General features: G+C 28.2%; 21 protein-coding genes and 1 other annotated feature. Of the genes, 16 read left to right on the top strand and 5 right to left on the bottom strand.

The window, feature by feature from the left end; genetic code table 11:
• The first annotated feature begins 159 nt into the window (after window positions 1–159).
• Window positions 160–403, top strand: a binding site (T-box leader).
• Window positions 404–552: 149 nt separating this feature from the next.
• From BR69_RS0109425 to BR69_RS0109450, 5 genes are all read left to right on the top strand, one after another.
• Window positions 553–1,056: a tryptophan transporter gene (locus tag BR69_RS0109425; protein WP_027632977.1), complete on the top strand. Its 504-nt coding sequence runs from the start codon at window positions 553–555 to the stop codon at window positions 1,054–1,056.
• 959 nt (window positions 1,057–2,015) lie between these two features.
• Window positions 2,016–2,645, top strand: a complete 630-nt coding sequence (locus BR69_RS0109435; protein ID WP_027632978.1) for a molybdenum cofactor guanylyltransferase — start codon at window positions 2,016–2,018, stop codon at window positions 2,643–2,645.
• A complete protein-coding gene (fdhD, locus tag BR69_RS0109440) occupies window positions 2,629–3,411 on the top strand; it encodes a formate dehydrogenase accessory sulfurtransferase FdhD (protein ID WP_027632979.1) in 783 nt (260 codons plus the stop codon). Before BR69_RS0109435 ends, fdhD begins: the two co-directional genes overlap by 17 nt.
• A 285-nt stretch (window positions 3,412–3,696) precedes the next feature.
• Window positions 3,697–4,521 carry a formate/nitrite transporter family protein gene (locus BR69_RS0109445; RefSeq protein ID WP_027632980.1) on the top strand — a complete coding sequence of 275 codons (825 nt, stop codon included), beginning with the start codon at window positions 3,697–3,699 and terminating at the stop codon, window positions 4,519–4,521.
• 207 nt (window positions 4,522–4,728) lie between these two features.
• Window positions 4,729–5,703 carry an FUSC family protein gene (locus tag BR69_RS0109450; RefSeq protein ID WP_027632981.1) on the top strand — a complete coding sequence of 325 codons (975 nt, stop codon included), beginning with the start codon at window positions 4,729–4,731 and terminating at the stop codon, window positions 5,701–5,703.
• A gap of 44 nt (window positions 5,704–5,747) precedes the next feature.
• On the opposite strand, the gene BR69_RS0109455 is transcribed toward BR69_RS0109450, so the two are convergent.
• From BR69_RS0109455 to BR69_RS22465, 3 genes are read right to left on the bottom strand one after another with little or no spacing between them, the layout of a single operon-like run.
• Window positions 5,748–6,452: a site-specific integrase gene (locus tag BR69_RS0109455; RefSeq protein WP_027632982.1), complete on the bottom strand. Its 705-nt coding sequence runs from the start codon at window positions 6,450–6,452 to the stop codon at window positions 5,748–5,750.
• Window positions 6,453–6,644 carry a hypothetical protein gene (locus BR69_RS0109460; RefSeq protein WP_027632983.1) on the bottom strand — a complete coding sequence of 64 codons (192 nt, stop codon included), beginning with the start codon at window positions 6,642–6,644 and terminating at the stop codon, window positions 6,453–6,455.
• A 39-nt stretch (window positions 6,645–6,683) separates the two neighbouring features.
• The gene (locus BR69_RS22465) at window positions 6,684–6,905 is read right to left on the bottom strand and encodes an ImmA/IrrE family metallo-endopeptidase (RefSeq protein WP_051623558.1); all 222 of its coding nucleotides are present in this window, start codon (window positions 6,903–6,905) and stop codon (window positions 6,684–6,686) included.
• Between the two features lie 348 nt (window positions 6,906–7,253).
• Between BR69_RS22465 and BR69_RS0109470 the strand changes: the two genes are divergently transcribed.
• From BR69_RS0109470 to BR69_RS0109515, 9 genes are all read left to right on the top strand, one after another.
• Window positions 7,254–8,102, top strand: coding sequence for a PhzF family phenazine biosynthesis protein (locus BR69_RS0109470; RefSeq protein ID WP_027632984.1), 849 nt, complete (start codon window positions 7,254–7,256; stop codon window positions 8,100–8,102).
• 151 nt (window positions 8,103–8,253) lie between these two features.
• Window positions 8,254–9,150, top strand: a complete 897-nt coding sequence (locus BR69_RS20285) for a nucleoid-associated protein (RefSeq protein WP_084315391.1) — start codon at window positions 8,254–8,256, stop codon at window positions 9,148–9,150.
• Window positions 9,151–9,791: 641 nt separating this feature from the next.
• Window positions 9,792–10,286 carry a hypothetical protein gene (locus BR69_RS21505; protein WP_027632985.1) on the top strand — a complete coding sequence of 165 codons (495 nt, stop codon included), beginning with the start codon at window positions 9,792–9,794 and terminating at the stop codon, window positions 10,284–10,286.
• Between the two features lie 183 nt (window positions 10,287–10,469).
• Complete coding sequence (locus BR69_RS0109490; protein WP_027632986.1) at window positions 10,470–10,946, top strand: hypothetical protein; 477 nt, start codon at window positions 10,470–10,472, stop codon at window positions 10,944–10,946.
• A 255-nt stretch (window positions 10,947–11,201) separates the two neighbouring features.
• Window positions 11,202–11,786 carry a DJ-1/PfpI family protein gene (locus BR69_RS0109495; RefSeq protein WP_027632987.1) on the top strand — a complete coding sequence of 195 codons (585 nt, stop codon included), beginning with the start codon at window positions 11,202–11,204 and terminating at the stop codon, window positions 11,784–11,786.
• A gap of 183 nt (window positions 11,787–11,969) precedes the next feature.
• Complete coding sequence (locus BR69_RS0109500) at window positions 11,970–12,392, top strand: hypothetical protein (protein ID WP_027632988.1); 423 nt, start codon at window positions 11,970–11,972, stop codon at window positions 12,390–12,392.
• The gene (locus BR69_RS20290; protein ID WP_242840677.1) at window positions 12,380–12,790 is read left to right on the top strand and encodes a hypothetical protein; all 411 of its coding nucleotides are present in this window, start codon (window positions 12,380–12,382) and stop codon (window positions 12,788–12,790) included. The genes BR69_RS0109500 and BR69_RS20290 overlap by 13 nt, the downstream gene beginning before the upstream one ends.
• Before the next feature lie 90 nt (window positions 12,791–12,880).
• Window positions 12,881–13,282 carry a single-stranded DNA-binding protein gene (locus tag BR69_RS0109510; RefSeq protein WP_027632989.1) on the top strand — a complete coding sequence of 134 codons (402 nt, stop codon included), beginning with the start codon at window positions 12,881–12,883 and terminating at the stop codon, window positions 13,280–13,282.
• 189 nt (window positions 13,283–13,471) lie between these two features.
• Window positions 13,472–13,870: a hypothetical protein gene (locus tag BR69_RS0109515; protein WP_027632990.1), complete on the top strand. Its 399-nt coding sequence runs from the start codon at window positions 13,472–13,474 to the stop codon at window positions 13,868–13,870.
• 83 nt (window positions 13,871–13,953) lie between these two features.
• On the opposite strand, the gene BR69_RS20295 is transcribed toward BR69_RS0109515, so the two are convergent.
• Entirely contained in the window at window positions 13,954–14,295 is a 342-nt protein-coding gene (locus BR69_RS20295; RefSeq protein ID WP_034849633.1) for a hypothetical protein, read from the bottom strand.
• A 311-nt stretch (window positions 14,296–14,606) separates the two neighbouring features.
• Here BR69_RS20295 and BR69_RS20300 point away from each other — a divergent pair, with 311 nt between their 5' ends.
• Window positions 14,607–15,017, top strand: a complete 411-nt coding sequence (locus BR69_RS20300) for a hypothetical protein (RefSeq protein WP_051623559.1) — start codon at window positions 14,607–14,609, stop codon at window positions 15,015–15,017.
• Window positions 15,018–15,214: 197 nt separating this feature from the next.
• Window positions 15,215–15,541, top strand: a complete 327-nt coding sequence (locus BR69_RS0109530; RefSeq protein WP_027632991.1) for an SH3 domain-containing protein — start codon at window positions 15,215–15,217, stop codon at window positions 15,539–15,541.
• 61 nt (window positions 15,542–15,602) lie between these two features.
• Here the strand turns inward: BR69_RS0109530 and BR69_RS0109535 are convergent.
• The coding region (locus tag BR69_RS0109535) for an IS3 family transposase (protein ID WP_027632992.1) at window positions 15,603–15,886 on the bottom strand (284 nt) is incomplete at its 5' end.

The following is a 15,886-nucleotide window of genomic DNA, read 5'->3' on the forward strand; positions in this document are numbered from 1 at the left end:
TTTTATCAGCTAATTAATATTCCTAAGAGCCTAATATTTTATAAGGTATTTTTAAAATATTAAATATAATGATTTAAATAATTAATTCTAAAAATAAGGTAAATTATGTTGACATTGATTATTTAGATTTATATAATGAAGATATAATTAATTATAAGAGAGTATCCGTTGATAAGGAGTAGTAATTAAGAGGTTACATTTCAGAGAGCTAGAGATGGTGGGATTCTAGTATGGCAAACTTTTAATGAATGGACCTTTGAGGAGTAAAGCGAAAGCAATATTTGTTAGTAGTATTTACCGTAAACCCCACGATATAGGGGATAGGGTATGTTTGTACCTGAAAATAGAGGTATATAATTTTATATACAACTTAGGTGGCACCGCGGATATATCCGTCCTAATTTTTATTAGGACGGTTTTTTGTTTTTTCTAAAAGTATTTTATTAAAATAAAAAGCGATTGTAGTCTTAAGCGTTGTGCACAAATGCTTAAGATGAGATTCCGGAATCTTAAAATATTATAAAAAATATTAAATATTTTAGGAGGTAAATTATGAACACTAAAAAATTAGTTTTAAATTCAATGTTAATGGCTATAGGAGCAGTATTACATCAAATAACTCCCCCTATATTTTTCGGGATGAAACCTGATTTATCTTTAATAATGTTAATTATATTGGTTATAGAGAGTAGAAATTATAAGGAAGTTTTATCCTTAGGGATTCTATGTGGGATAATATCTGCTATGACTACAGGCTTTCCAGGAGGGCAAATACCAAACTTTATTGATAAAATAATTACAGCATCTCTTTTATATTTCTTAAGAGATAAGTTAAGGATTAATAAAGAAATTATAAAACTTTCAATTCTTTCTATACTAGGAACTTTAATAAGTGGAGGGGTATTTTTATTTTTAGCTAATATATTTGTTGGACTACCTGTGGCATTTTATAAATTATTTATAGGAGTTGTTCTACCAACTAGTGGAATAAATCTATTTCCTTGTATATTTATAAAAAAGATTATGGAGAGAAAGGGAATAAAGGTTTCATTTTAAGGTAATTAAGTAAAAGGAGAAATATATTAAAATGGAGTGGACTTTAACTTAACTAGGTGGACTATAGTTCAATTGAAGTTTAGAAATATACAAGTAGTATATTGGTCTTATTAGTATGGATTATTAGAACTTTTAGTTATGGATAAATATATTATAATAGAAAAGTGTTAAAATAAGATTTATTATTATAGATAAAGATTTATAAGTAAATAAAAGATTTATTTATAAGTTATTATAATAAGGTGGTATAATTCATAAATATGAATTATACTACCTTATTTTTATGTAGATTAACCTATTTAGTTACTAATATATTTTTTATATAAGGTTTTAATTTAAAACCTTAGCTTATTCATTAAAATATTCTTAATTTATAGTGATTTAGACAGGTGTATAAATTAAATTTTAAACTTAAAGACCTATATAGGGTTCTAAAGGATTTAAGAGCATGTATAAGTTAAAATTCAAGCTAAAAACCCTATACTACATTATTTAAAAGAAACATAATATATAAAACTATAATATGAATTGTAAAATAATAAATTAAAGATATAAAGCTTATTACACATTAAGTATAAAAAAAATTAATACTTAGTAGGTTATTATATTAAGAAAAGTTATTGAATATTATATGATTACATAGGGTTAAATGTAAAAAAAATATGAACAATAAAAGAGTTGTATGTAATTATTTACATCATATGCTGCATTTATGAAGGAAGAAAATTTAAAAATATCTAAAAAGTTTAATATTTCTATATATTTAATAAAAAAATTCTTTGGAATGCAAGTAAAAGTAAAAAAACTATTAACAATAGGAGGAAAAATATAGTTGTGAAAATATTTACAATTTCAAATTAGGGCTTTAAAATAGTATTACAAAAACTTAATCAATATAAGGTTAATTAATGGTGACTAGAAGTATTAAATTTTTAAATCCATATAAAAGGAGGGCCCACATGAATAAGGAAGAGGATTTTCAATCTGCATTAATATTAGCAGGAGGAAAAAGTACTAGGATGGGCTTTGATAAACAAAAGTTAAGTATAGAAGAAGAACCCATTATTTATAAAAATATAAAAGAACTTAAAAGTATATTTAGAGAGGTAATGGTTGTAACAAAAACTCCTGAAAGTTATAGGGGATTATGTGATATTATTCTTCAGGATGAATTTAAAGAAGTAGGACCTTTAGGAGGAATACATGTAGGACTCAAGTATTGTAGTAGTAAATATCTAATGGTTATGGCTTGTGATATGCCAATAATAGATAAAGATTACTTACTTCATCTAAGAGCTATAGGAATAAAGAACAATTATAAAGGATTGCTTGGGGAAAAAGAAGGATTTTTAGAACCTTTCCCAGGATTCTATTCTAAAGACTTTATATTAGATATAGAAGAAAATTTATCATTAGAGAAACGTTCTATTAGGGATATTTTAAAAGATAATTCTATATATGTTGAGAAAGATTTGTCTAACTTTAATAAAGATATGTTTTTAAATTTAAATACATTAAAAGATCTTACAAATTACAAAAAAAGTATATTAAATAATAAGGAAGATGATTTAAATGATAAAAGAGTATAGCATAATAAAGTACGATGGTTCAAAGGGAAGAAAAGAGGTGGACAAGGTTGTAGCAGAAACTCCTATAAGCATATTTTTAAATGATAGGGAATATATAACTTTACTTTGTACACCAACCAATAAAGAAGAACTAATAGTTGGCTTTTTAAATAGTGAAGGAATAATATCTTCTTTTAAAGACATTAGGGATATGATAATAGATAACAATGGTACAGCTAAGGTTTATATAGATTCCCAAATTGATTTTGAAAGTAGATATAATAATAGAGTAATAACATCAGGAAGTTCTAAGGGAACCCTTTATGCAAAATCCATGGAGGAAGCAAAGAAAAGAAGATTTCCTTTAGGGGATACTAAGTTAAAGCCTAAGGAAATAATGGATACAATGAAAACTTTTTTTAAGTCTTCTAAAATCTTTGAAGAAACTGGAGGAGTCCATAGTGTGCTTTTAAAGGGGAAGGACTATGAGGTTTTTAGAGAAGATATAGGAAGACACAATGCTATAGATAAGGCTGTTGGAAATATGATTATAAATAATAAAGCTCTTGAGGATTTTGTTATTTATGTATCTGGAAGATTAAGCTCAGAAATGATAGGAAAAATATCAAAAGCAGGAATATCCACAGTAATATCAAGGGCATGTCCTACAGCCATGGGAATAGAAATTGGAAGAACAACTAATATGACATTAATAGGGTTTTCAAGAGGGGATAGATTTAATGTTTACAGTGGAGAGGAGAGGATAGATTTTAGTAGTGTAGATTAAGGATATAAAATGAACCTTTAGAAATTTTTATTATGAACTAAAGAAAATTATAGAAATTGTAAATTGTTATGTTAGTTTTAGATACTAAAGAATGAATATTTAATATATTATGGGGAATTCATTCTTTAATATATTAACTAGTATAGTGATTTGAACTAATAGTACTATGAGTATATGGGGGGAATTATATTAAATCTAGACTCTTTAAGAAAACCTTTACAAATGTAATTATACAAATTTAAAAATAGTGCTAATTTACTATAGGATAATATGGAGGGGTAACATATGAATAAATCAATATTAACACCAAAGGAGATAGCAGAACTTGCTATAGATGTAGGGGTAAAAAGATCAAAACTATCCTTAACACAACTTATACTACTGGGAATATTTGCAGGGTCATTTATAGCCTTTGGGGGAGTAGGATATCTTATAGTGACTCAGACAATGGTAAGTGTTGATCCGGGAGTGGCTAAGTTTTTAGGAGCAGCAGTATTTCCAGTTGGGCTTATGTTAGTTGTTTTAGCAGGGGGAGAACTTTTTACTGGAAATTGTTTAATGACAATAGCTTTAGTGGATAGAAAGATAAAATTAAAGGATGTATTAAGGAATTGGACAGTAGTTTATTTTGCTAATTTTGTAGGAGCATTAATAATAGCATATATATGTGCTAAAACAGGAATAATATCTGGAGCTGTTAAGGATGGGGTTTTTAGTATAGTTAAAGGAAAGCTTTCAGCTGATTTTATAGATATATTATTAAAAGGGATTTTATGTAATGTTTTAGTGTGTTTAGCAGTATGGTTAACCTTTGGAGCTCAAGATTCTATTGGAAAAATATTTTCAAGTTGGTTTCCAATTATGTTATTTGTTATTCTTGGATTTGATCACTGCATAGCTAATATGTTATATTTTACAGCAGCAAAATTTTCAGGATATTCTGTAACTTTTGGAGAGATATTTGTTAAAAATTTAATTCCAGCTACTATTGGAAATATAATAGGAGGGGGAGTTGTAGTTTCCCTTGGATATTATTATTCTTACATAAGGGTAAGAGGAGAAGAAAAGGTAAAGAGCAGTATTAGACTTAAAGAGCATATGGCTAAATAGAGGCATTAATATAAAGGTATGGAGTAAATAGGATAGTAACTTATTTACTCCATATTTTTTTATTCTTTCATTATTAAAAGTATACAGGTAAGATTTAAGTTTTAGGATTAAATCCTATTAAAAAAGAAGTCATTCATAATATAGAATATTTGCTTCTCTCACTTGGAAGAATAAAAGAAGTAAATATATTATAAAGGAACATATATTATGAGTAGAAGAGATCAATGGATAAGAATTTTTAAAATAACTATAGGGGTTTGGTTAGGGCTTATAATAACAAATCTCATGGGTTTTGATAATAAATTTACAGGAGCATTATCAGCTCTTCTTGTAATGACATTATCTCCATCTATAAATAAGACTAAAAGTTTTGCATTTATAAGGTTTGCAAGTAATGTTATAGGGGTATCTATTGGTATGATAACTGCTACCTTTATAAAGAATAATTATATAGCTGTTCCCTTAGGAGTATTTTTAAGTTACCTCATTAAGGAATTATTTAAAATAAATATTTCAGATATGTCTACTGCCATAGCAGCTCTTTTAGTTATAGATTTATCAAGAGACAGTCCTACAGGCTATTCAATTAATAGAATAGTCCTTATAATTACGGGATGTAGCTTAGGGTATATTATAAACAGTTTTTTGATGCCACCTAATTTTGGAAAAACAGCAGAAGAAAAGGTATATAAAGTTTCTAAGGAAATACTTCAGAGTTTAAATAGGATATATTCTAAGGATTTAACAAAGGAAGAATATATAGTATTAAATAAAAATGTCCTAATAAGTGAAAAGGCCTTAGAATCGTTGAAGGAAGATGCTACAGTTTCTTTTAGAAAAAGTCAGAAAACCTATATAGATAAAATTCCTATTTATAAAGAGCAAATAACTCTTAATAGAGTTGCTTTGGGGTTAATAGAAACTTTTATAATATTTAAAGAGGAACTATTTAAGCTAGATACTAAGGTTATAGATATGATATTAAAGGAGCTAGGAAAAAGTATATTAGTACATAATCATATAGTAGAAGGAGAAGAAGCTTTACAACGACCAATGACATCCTATGAGGAGATAATGGATCAGGTTCATAGGAGTAATAAGTATAGCATAATATTTTTAAGTAAGATTATAGAATATGACTGTGCTATTGAAAATTATATAAATAGCAAAAAGGGTATGTAATACAAGGGTTATAAAAATGTAAAAGAGCAAACGTCAAAAAAACGTCAAAAATTTTTCTGAAAAATTTTTTCAATTAACATTGTAGCGTGAAGAATCATGTCATCATTTACATAACTATATGTTTTCATTGTTTGCTCTATATCATGTCCTGGTAGTTGAGCTGCCGTTTTAAAATCAACTCCATTACTTATTAAAGTAGTTGCATAAGTGTGTCTTAACTCATGTAAACTAATATTAAAACCTAGTTTTGTTAGATATCTTTTTAACATACCACTTGTAGCTTGTACAGATTTATATAAAAATAATCTATTATTAACATCTGTAACAGCTTTTCTTTTATATTCCTTTAAAACTAGAATAGTTGATTGAGGCATAGGAACAGATCTATATGAATTTTTGCTTTTTAATGCACCAAATCCACATTCACCATTAGGTAAGTTTTTGAATTGTTTATTTATAATTAATATATTATTTTGGAAGTTTATACAATCCCATGTTAATCCTAATATCTCTCCTAATCTTAATCCACAAGTACCGGCTAATAAAAATATTGCTTTATACTTAAAAATTTTAGTATTATCATTTAAATCTTGCTTCAATAAATTCAAGGTTTTGTCAGCAACTTTTTTTGCTTCTTTTTTAGACTTAAATCCTTGTTTACTTTTCTGTTTCCACTTCCCATTTAACTTATAAGAAATTATAAATTGAATTCCTTTATCCTTTTCTCTATAGGTTATGTTATATTGCATTTAATCAAATCCTTTACATTTAGTTTCTTTTATTATCTCCATGAGTTTAATCTTATCTTTATGAGTATATGGAATAAATGAAGTAGAGTAGAAATCCCCCTTTTTAGTCATAGATTCAAACTCTAGAAGTAAAGCTCGTTCTTTTTTAGATAAGGCTTTTACTTCATCTAATTTTATAATATCTAAATGCATATTTTCACCTCCCTTCACGAATGTATGTTCGGTTAAAAATTAAAAATTTTTTATTATATAGTCAATTTTTAATTTTAGTAATTCTTTAGGAATGTATTCAGCTTTAGAAATTTGTTCAATAGACATTCCTATATATTTGTTAAATATGTTATCAGGTATTAAAAGTTCAGATGCGAATATGTTAGCTTGTCTTTCAATCTTGGAACACAGCATCAAGGTTTTATTTTTCATGAAATAGCAATTATCTTTACTATGAAGCATAGCATGGCCTAACTCATGAGATAATACAATAGATTTTTCAAATGCATTAATTGAAAAAAATGAAAATAGATGTCCTTTTAAATGTTATGACTGTATAGGACACTGCAAGAATAATGCTATAGGATGTGTAGAAGGATTGGATATTGGCTGTACTAAAGAAATTGAGGAAATATGGAAAGATTTTATTGGTATTGAAAATGATGAAGATTAATTCATAATCTGAAATTATTACTTGAGAATCAATTGCAAGGGTTCTTTGAAAATTAAATAATGCGGTATTTACACTATATGTTATAATTTTAGGTGAAATAAATGTTAATTATATTTTTTATATAAGGAGGAATTAAAATGGAATATTTTCATGTTGATGTTTTTAGCAATGAAATTTTATCTGGCAATGGATTAACTGTTGTTTTTTGTAATGAGGAATTAGAAGATAATTTTATGTTGAAATTAACACAAGAGTTTAAGCAATTTGAAACAATTTTTGTGAGAAGAATAGATGATAGTATATTTAATGCAAGAATTTTTACAGTAGATGAAGAATTGGATTTTGCGGGGCATCCTATTTTGGGAGCAGCAGCTACTATTCATAGTCATATTTTTAGAAATGAAGAAGATATAGCAATTACATTTCAATTAAGTCAAAAAACAATTATAGTTAATTCAAAAAAGATAGAGGAGTATTATGAAGTGCAAATGAATCAAGGAAAAGCGGAATTCCTCTGTGAAGTTTCAAAAGAGAAGAGAAATAAATATGTACATGCGTTGAACTTGTCAGAAGAGAATTTAAGCGAAGAATTTCCTGTGGAAGTTGTATCAACAGGATTACCATACTTATTAGTACCATTAACTTCAGGAATAGAGAATGCAAAAATAATTAGTTCTAAATTTGAAGAAATGTTAAAAGAAGTAGGTGCTAAATTTGCTTATATATTTGATGTGAATTATATAGAAGGACGGACCTGGGATAATCAAGGAAACGTTGAGGATGTTGCAACAGGAAGTGCAGCTGGACCATTAGGTGCATATTTATATAAGCATAATATTTTTAATGTAGGACATGAGATTATAATAAATCAAGGAAGATTTGTCGGCAGACCTAGTAAAATTAAGGTTTCTATGAGCATTTCTGAAAAAGAAATATTAGTGTCTGGAGAGGTAGCTATTTTGGCAAAGGGAACTATTTTACTATAATAAACGTAAAAAATCGCATTATTCAAGAGATTGAATTTGCGATTTTTTATTGCGCAATCCAAATAAATAACGAGGATAGGAGCAAAAAAAAGTTGCTGTTATAAACTCCTATTATCATATAAAAATCAATTTCATTAAGGAGGATTAGAAAATGAAAAGAATTAAAGATGTAACAATAATGGATGCGGTAATGCACTTAATAGATGGAAATGGAGATAGGCCTATATTAAATGATAATTACTTAGAATTAGATGAAGAGAGTTATGTGTTTATATACAAGCATATAGTTAAAGCATTAAAAAGTGATGATCTTAAGACAGCAGAATTTTATGAGGATTTAACAGGAACTAATCAAGTTAAGAGTATAGGCAATGAATTATTAGATAGCAGAATAAGTCTATTAGATGCTTCAAGGGATATAGCAAAAATTATGTTTATGCTAACTAAAGATAGAAAAGAAGAATATGGATTGATAATTGCTTCAATATCCACAGAATATGGTCCATATATGTGTGTCTTAAAGGTAGATTATTCAAAATCATTTACTTATAAAATAGATTCTATTGAAGATAAAATGGCTATAAATCTTAGAACGCAAAGAAATGCTTTAAATGCAACTAAGAAGCTTCACAAGGCTTGTTTTATAGGGAGTAAGGATTTGTTTATCATTGATAATCAAAACAAAATTAAGTCGGATGAATATGGAGAAGGTTATTTCATAGATAAGTTTTTAAGATGTAATCTAATTAAAAATGAAAGAGATAATACAAGGGACATTATAAAAGGTACAGAGAACTTTGTTAGGCAAGTATTTAGAGAAGATGCAGAAGAAGCGGAGAAAGTTAGAACTGGATTAAAACAAAAACTTAAAAGGGAAGATAGCATAAGTATAGATGAATTGTCAGAAGGATTATTCTCAGATGATGAATTGAAGAACAAATATAAAGACTTTCTAGACAGTAATAACATAGATGATTTCAATGTAGACAAGGAGTACCTAGAAAAGAAGTTAAATAAGATAAAACTTAAGATAGATAAAGATATATAAATAAATATTAATGAAGAATCATACCAGGACAATAGTAAGTTTGAAATACAAAGAAATGGTGATGGAAGTATAAATATAGTTATAAAGCATGTTATGAATTATATTGAAAAGTAGAGTTAACAACAGAATAAGGAGTTATTGCAGTATAGTTTTAACTCCTTTTTATCACTTGGTAATCAATTGCAAAGATTCTTTGGAAATTGAATAATACGGTATTAAAATTAGATATATTTTCTAAATTATCTATTTACTATGATATATTATATATAAGATATAATTTATATAAGTTTGCGAGGTGGAGCAGATGGATATAGAAAAGAGCAAGGAGCGAAAAACTTCTTTTAAAATTATAGTTAGCGCATTAGCTGGTACTATATTAGGAATAATAGCTTATTCAAACAATTGGTTGGGTTAATAATAGATGAGATAATTATATATTTTAAATTACAAAAATTTTCTTCAATAACTTAAACCTAATAATCTATAAAAATACCGTATTATTCAAAGTGAATATACGGTATTTTTTATGCCGTAATATATATGTTCTTTGAAAATTGAATAATGCGATATTAGAAAAATATGTTATGATTGACTTATAATAGGTAAATAAGGTAAAGAAAATTTATATTGGGAGGAAAAAAATGATTTTGGTAGTTGAATGTATTGTTGCGTGTGTGATATTTACGCTAGTGATCTTACCATCACTATATAAAGAACCAATTAAACATATTATGTCGTATCCTCTAGCGATTAGAAAAAGAGTAGAAAGCTTGCCGCAGTACAAGGATATTATACAAACAAAGAAAAAAAGACATTTAACAATTAAGATAATTGCAATTTTTGTGTTTGCGATTATTCTTGCAGCAGTAGCTTACCTTTCGGGAGCTAAAAGTTTTTCAGAAGCGTATCTTCATGTATTTACTCTGTTTTTGGTTGTTAACGTTTATGATATGCTTGTTTTGGATATAGGGATTTTTTGTCACAGTAAAAAAACAAGAATCCCTGGAACTGAAGATATGGATAAGGAATACAGAAGCCCTTTACATCATGTAAGAGGAGCTGTTATAGGAACCATCATAGGCGCTGTAGTGGCATTGATAGCTGGAGGAATAGTTTATTTTGTATCGGTATTATAAGCATAGTATGTACAAGTAAAAATAAATACAAGATTAGAGTATCGCATTATTCAAAAATGAATATGCGGTATTTTTATGCCGTAATATATTTGTTCTTTGAAAATTGAATAATGCGGTATTAAATATATGGTATAATTTACTTGATTTTAACAATATAAGAAAATTAAGTTAAGGAGATGTGTTATGGAATTTAGAGTAATATCACTACCAGCCTTTAAAGCTGCATCATCTGGAGTAGATAAAAATTTTGATTTTTCCCCAAGTGGTGTTTTAGGAAAATTTGATATGTATTTTTCATCTATTGTACCATCTGATAGGGATAGCTTTTTACCTCGTGATTTTTTGTTTTATGATGAAGAAAAACAAGGTATGGTATGGTGGTGGGCGTTAACTGAGGATATGGATAACGGTGGATATGAAGTTGTTGAGTTTGATGGGGGATATTATTTGACTTATGCTTATAAAGATGGTGATGAAGAAGTAAACAAGAAATTATATGAGGAAGTATTGAACTATATTGAAGAATCAGAAGTTTTTGAACTTGATATACGTCCAAATCATTATGCAATGGGGCATATTATCACACCAGCTGAAATTATTAAGGTACAAGGATGGGCACAGATGGAAACATTTATCCCAATTAAGCTAAAGAATAAATAATTATTTATAACGAAAGCAAATAAAAATTATAATAATACGAATACCGCATTATTCAGAAATGGATATGCGGTATTTTTATGCTGTAATATATTTGTTCTTTGAAAATTGAATAATACGGTGTTAACAAAATATGTTATAATTGATTCATGATAGTTAAGGAAGGAGATGATATATATGAAGTCATACAAAATTATATATCTTAAAAGGATGAGGAGGGTGACTATATTTTAGCCCTCCTAAAGACAGGAGGATATGATGAATAATACTAAAAATGAAGTACTGATTGTATTGACGGAGCAATGGAATGATTGGGAAGCAAGTTATGCCATTGCAGTTACCAATTCTTTTTCAGATTATGAGGTTAAAACAATCGCAGTTGATGATGTTCCGAAGGCATCAATGGGCGGCATCAATGCGTCTATTGACTACAATATAAATGATTATCAGAATTTTAATAACCTTGCCATGGTTATTCTCCCAGGTGGTCTTTCATGGGAAGAGAATGATTATAGGGAAATTGCAGAATTTATTAAGAAGCTCATGGAATTACACATTCCTGTAGCCGCTATTTGTGGAGCAACTACTTTCTTATGCAAGCATGGATTGCTTGACAATTTAAAGCATACAGGAGACAGCCTAGAATTATTTCAAAAACAAAAAGGATATAAGGGAGAAGCGTTTTATATCCCTGCACAGGTAGTTGTTGACAATAAAGTCATTACTGCAAATGAAACTGCTGCCGTTCAATTTGCTTATGAAATTTTTAAAATATTAGAGATTGACAGTGACGAAGAAATGGCGCAATGGTATGATAACTTTAAGAATGGTGCAATTCGATAGAATGTGAGTAAAATCATATCGACAAATTTCAATTTATCTAAGAAATTAGATAAAATTTAATATGAAGAATATTCTTATTAAACAACTAAAATATAAAATCAAATAATTTTTCTAAATACCGTATTATTCAAATGAATATGCGGTATTTTTTATTTTGTAATTTAGAGATAGGAGGTTAAAAAGTTGGTAACGGGAGTATGCCCTACATGTGGAAGGGAGTTTACTAAGAATTATAAAGCCACTTACTGTAGCAAGAAGTGTGCTAAGAATACACCTAAGTTTAGAGCAACTAGAATATGTCCAATATGCAATAAAGAGTTTATAACTAAATATCCTAGTACTAAGTTTTGTAGTGAGGATTGTAAGAGATTAAATACAAATGCACAGCAAAGAGAAAGAACTAAGATTAAATATAAAAAGACTTCAACATTAGAGGAGTTTTGGAATAAAGAAGCACCTATTTTAGGTAAGGGAGAAGCCTTAAGGAAGTTAGAGAATAAATTTAAGATGAGCCCTGAAAAGGCAGAGATTGATTATGAATGTTGGAGAAATAGATATAGGGGAGTGTTAGTTGTGGTTAAGAAGGTGATTATATGTATATATTAGCAATAGATCCAGGGAATATAGAGTGTGGCTATGTTGTTTTAGATAAATCTATGTACCCTTTAGAAAAGGGAAAGGTTAAGAATGAGGAGTTATTAGAAAAAATATGGTCTAGTGAATGGGAAGACGTTGAGAATGTTGCTATCGAAATGATTGCTTCTTATGGAATGGCTGTAGGGAAAAGTGTATTCGATACTTGTGTATGTATAGGACGGTTTCATGAAGCATTAGATGCTTCAATACCAAAGTTTAGAGTAGAATTTATATATCGTAAGGATGAAAAGTTAGAGATATGCGGAAACATGAAAGCTAAGGATAGTAATATAAGACAAGCTTTAATAGATAAATATTCTAAACATGATTTTAAGAATGGGAAAGGTACTAAAAAGAATCAGAGTTGATTTTATGGCTTTAAGGCTGATATATGGCAAGCTTTTGTAGTAGCAGAGACTTATAAAAGATTATATATAGATAAATAGGAGTGATGACTTATCAATAAAGTAATTTTAATAGGGCGTATTTGCAAGAATCCAGAATTAAAATATACACCAGGAACAGGAATGGCAGTAACAAATATAAATTTAGCTGTAGATAAGTATAATAGCCAAACTAAGCAGAAAGAAGCTGATTTTATATCTGTTGTAGTATGGGGTAAACAGGCTGAAAATATGACAACATATTGTAATAAGGGAAGTATGGTGGCTATAGCTGGAAAGATTCAGAATAGGAGTTATGATGCTAAGGATGGAACTAAGAGATATGTAACTGAGGTTGTAGCGCAGGAAGTTAAGTTCTTGGATAATAAGAAACAGGACCAAGAGACAGGTAATCCTTTTGGGGGTACTTATGATGATATGACACCAGTTGAGGATTCAGGAGATATTCCATTCTAGATACTATATTTAATCTTTATTATTTATATAAATTTTAGCTTATATTTTTAACAGAAATATTTATATAATCAAAAAATAATATAAAAGGCATAATAATTTCAAAAACATCTTACATATATAGTCAATATATGGTATTATTTGGATGAAGTTATTATTAAGTAACTTAGAATAATATCTAGGAGGATGTTTATGAAAAAAATTATAAGTTCTTTTATTGGTTGTTTAATATCTGGAGTTCTATTTCTTGGTGTTTTTAGTAGTGAAGCACAAGCTAAGTCTGTTCAATCATTGCCTTATTCTTTTGATTTTCAGGTATATGAAGGACAAAAATTATCATCTAAATATTCTTTTACAGGCGACACATCATATTATATATCTCTATATACTACATGGCAAAATCGTGCTGTAGCAAAGATATCTTTACATGAAGATAATATTTTCGGAACTAAAGTTGAAGAAAAGTCAATTCAGTATGGATCTTATAACTATCCTTTTATGAATTTAGATAGAAACAAAAAGTATTATTTTGTAATTCATAATACCTATGATTCTACAAGTCCTATAGAAGGAAATGGAACTGTAAAATAGAGAATTTCTAAATACAGAATATAAAAAGAGTCATAATGACTCTTTTTATATTTTTCAATGCTTTTAATATTTAGGTAGTTACTTTATCTACCACATGAGTGACCTTCTTCACGAGTTGAAGAATAACCACTACCTGGGTTTCCACAGGTGGTACATGTATCTTGGTAATAATCTTTCCATTCCTCATAATTACATCTCTTACCACTAACAGTATGGGATCTTAGACTTATAAACTTACTACCAGTACTCTTAGAACGATAATTATGACCTTGACAATCGCAGGTTGTATGACGCGTACCAGGCATTACTATGTCGCCACATCTAGGACAAGATGGTGCTGCATGGCTCACAGAAGTTGGAATGATAGGGGTACTGAACATTAGTGCAAGTAAAGAAAAAGTAGCAATTATTTTTTTAAAATTCATTATTAAAAAACCTCCTTAAATTTAAGTTCTTATATATCCAATTCTGTATTAAAATGTAAAAACCTTTTCAATAAATTAATATTATAATTTTGTTAAAGAATTACTGGTGATATTATCATAATATTACCTATATTTGTAAAATGTTATTAAAATATGAAAAGATGTGAACAGATATTAGTGTCAAAATATGCAGAAATATGATACATACCTATTTATAATTAGTACCATATATATTATAATATAGGTATAAAGTCAATGGGCATCTCTTTTAAAAAAAGTGGTGTCCTAAAATTCTTTTTTGGGGTGATAGTGTGAGTAAAGTTAAAGATGAATTAGCATTATATAAGCAACTAAAAGCTGATATAGTAAGCTTAGAGTTAGATATACAAGAGATTAAGAATGATAGTGGATTAAAGGCAATAAGTTATAATGAAAGAGTTCAAATTTCACCTAAGAATGATGCAATGGACAAGATTTTTGAAGCTAAGGAAAAAGAAATTAATGAATTATTATATAAAAAAGAAAGATTGGAATTGAAAATTAAAAGAATAGATAATGCCTTAAGCGTGTTATCAGGTAGAGAGAAGCAGGTTATTACTATGCTTTATATAGAAAAGCTACCTCATGGAAGAGTTGAGGTTGAAATAGATAGAAGTTATCATGGGGTTAGAAATATTTCTATTGAGGGGTTAAGAAAAATTCAAAGACTTTGCAAAAAATAAGAGTTATATTAGTATCATGAAGTTTTCAAAAGATATCCAATATTAAAATACTAGAATATTAATTACTTTAGTAAGCTTTCTAATATTGAATGTATTAACTTCTTAATAAATCCATAATAAATCCATAAATAGAGGAAATTGCCATATTATAGCGAATGTATATTATGAACAATAATTTATTATATGGAGGGATTTATATGAAAAAAAGATTAGGACTTTTGGTATTTGCTTTAGTCTGTGTATTTGGAACAATGATGATTCCTAATAAAACAGAAGCCAAGGCATATGCATATGGAGCATATGTTAGTGGAGAATATTTAAGACCTGACCCTGATCACAGACCAGATAGGGGAGGATACGGATATTATATAGTTACTTTAGACTCTGGATATCTAAATGTTAGAAATGCTCCTTCTACAAATGGGAAAATAATTGGTAAGCTATATAATGGAGATAAAGTAGTGACAAAGGTTTCGAATTGGGAGTATGGATGGGAGTATGTTGTATCTCCATCTTTTAATTAAATAAAAATAAATTAAGACATAAACTGTACCCTTTGTCAAGGACAGTTTAAAAAAGAGTAGACTAATTTAAAAGATGATTTCTGTATTGAACAGGAGTCATCTTTTTTAAGTTCCATTGTCCTCTAAAATTATTGTGATAATCTATGTAATCATCTATTTCTTTAACTAAATCCTCAAATGTATCACAAGCCTTTATATCAACTTCATCCTTTAAATGTCCGAAAAAGGATTCCTGTGGGGCGTTGTCCCAACAATTTCCACGCCTAGACATAGATTGTCCTAATTTATTCTTTTTGACTTTATTTTGAAAAATCGGACTAGTATAATGAACTCCTTGATCTGAAT

This window comes from Clostridium hydrogeniformans DSM 21757, from assembly GCF_000686705.1.
Taxonomy (GTDB): domain Bacteria; phylum Bacillota; class Clostridia; order Clostridiales; family Clostridiaceae; genus Clostridium_Z; species Clostridium_Z hydrogeniformans.

What these genes read in the sequence shown, in the direction of transcription:
- BR69_RS0109425 (WP_027632977.1), top strand. Translation starts at nt 553, where the DNA reads ATGAACACTAAAAAATTAGTTTTAAATTCAATGTTAATGGCTATAGGA.
- BR69_RS0109435 (WP_027632978.1), top strand. Translation starts at nt 2,016, where the DNA reads ATGAATAAGGAAGAGGATTTTCAATCTGCATTAATATTAGCAGGAGGA.
- fdhD (WP_027632979.1), top strand. Translation starts at nt 2,629, where the DNA reads ATGATAAAAGAGTATAGCATAATAAAGTACGATGGTTCAAAGGGAAGA.
- BR69_RS0109445 (WP_027632980.1), top strand. Translation starts at nt 3,697, where the DNA reads ATGAATAAATCAATATTAACACCAAAGGAGATAGCAGAACTTGCTATA.
- BR69_RS0109450 (WP_027632981.1), top strand. Translation starts at nt 4,729, where the DNA reads ATGAGTAGAAGAGATCAATGGATAAGAATTTTTAAAATAACTATAGGG.
- BR69_RS0109455 (WP_027632982.1), bottom strand. Translation starts at nt 6,452, where the DNA reads ATGCAATATAACATAACCTATAGAGAAAAGGATAAAGGAATTCAATTT.
- BR69_RS0109460 (WP_027632983.1), bottom strand. Translation starts at nt 6,644, where the DNA reads ATGCATTTAGATATTATAAAATTAGATGAAGTAAAAGCCTTATCTAAA.
- BR69_RS22465 (WP_051623558.1), bottom strand. Translation starts at nt 6,905, where the DNA reads ATGCTTCATAGTAAAGATAATTGCTATTTCATGAAAAATAAAACCTTG.
- BR69_RS0109470 (WP_027632984.1), top strand. Translation starts at nt 7,254, where the DNA reads ATGGAATATTTTCATGTTGATGTTTTTAGCAATGAAATTTTATCTGGC.
- BR69_RS20285 (WP_084315391.1), top strand. Translation starts at nt 8,254, where the DNA reads ATGAAAAGAATTAAAGATGTAACAATAATGGATGCGGTAATGCACTTA.
- BR69_RS21505 (WP_027632985.1), top strand. Translation starts at nt 9,792, where the DNA reads ATGATTTTGGTAGTTGAATGTATTGTTGCGTGTGTGATATTTACGCTA.
- BR69_RS0109490 (WP_027632986.1), top strand. Translation starts at nt 10,470, where the DNA reads ATGGAATTTAGAGTAATATCACTACCAGCCTTTAAAGCTGCATCATCT.
- BR69_RS0109495 (WP_027632987.1), top strand. Translation starts at nt 11,202, where the DNA reads ATGAATAATACTAAAAATGAAGTACTGATTGTATTGACGGAGCAATGG.
- BR69_RS20290 (WP_242840677.1), top strand. Translation starts at nt 12,380, where the DNA reads ATGTATATATTAGCAATAGATCCAGGGAATATAGAGTGTGGCTATGTT.
- BR69_RS0109515 (WP_027632990.1), top strand. Translation starts at nt 13,472, where the DNA reads ATGAAAAAAATTATAAGTTCTTTTATTGGTTGTTTAATATCTGGAGTT.
- BR69_RS20295 (WP_034849633.1), bottom strand. Translation starts at nt 14,295, where the DNA reads ATGAATTTTAAAAAAATAATTGCTACTTTTTCTTTACTTGCACTAATG.
- BR69_RS0109530 (WP_027632991.1), top strand. Translation starts at nt 15,215, where the DNA reads ATGAAAAAAAGATTAGGACTTTTGGTATTTGCTTTAGTCTGTGTATTT.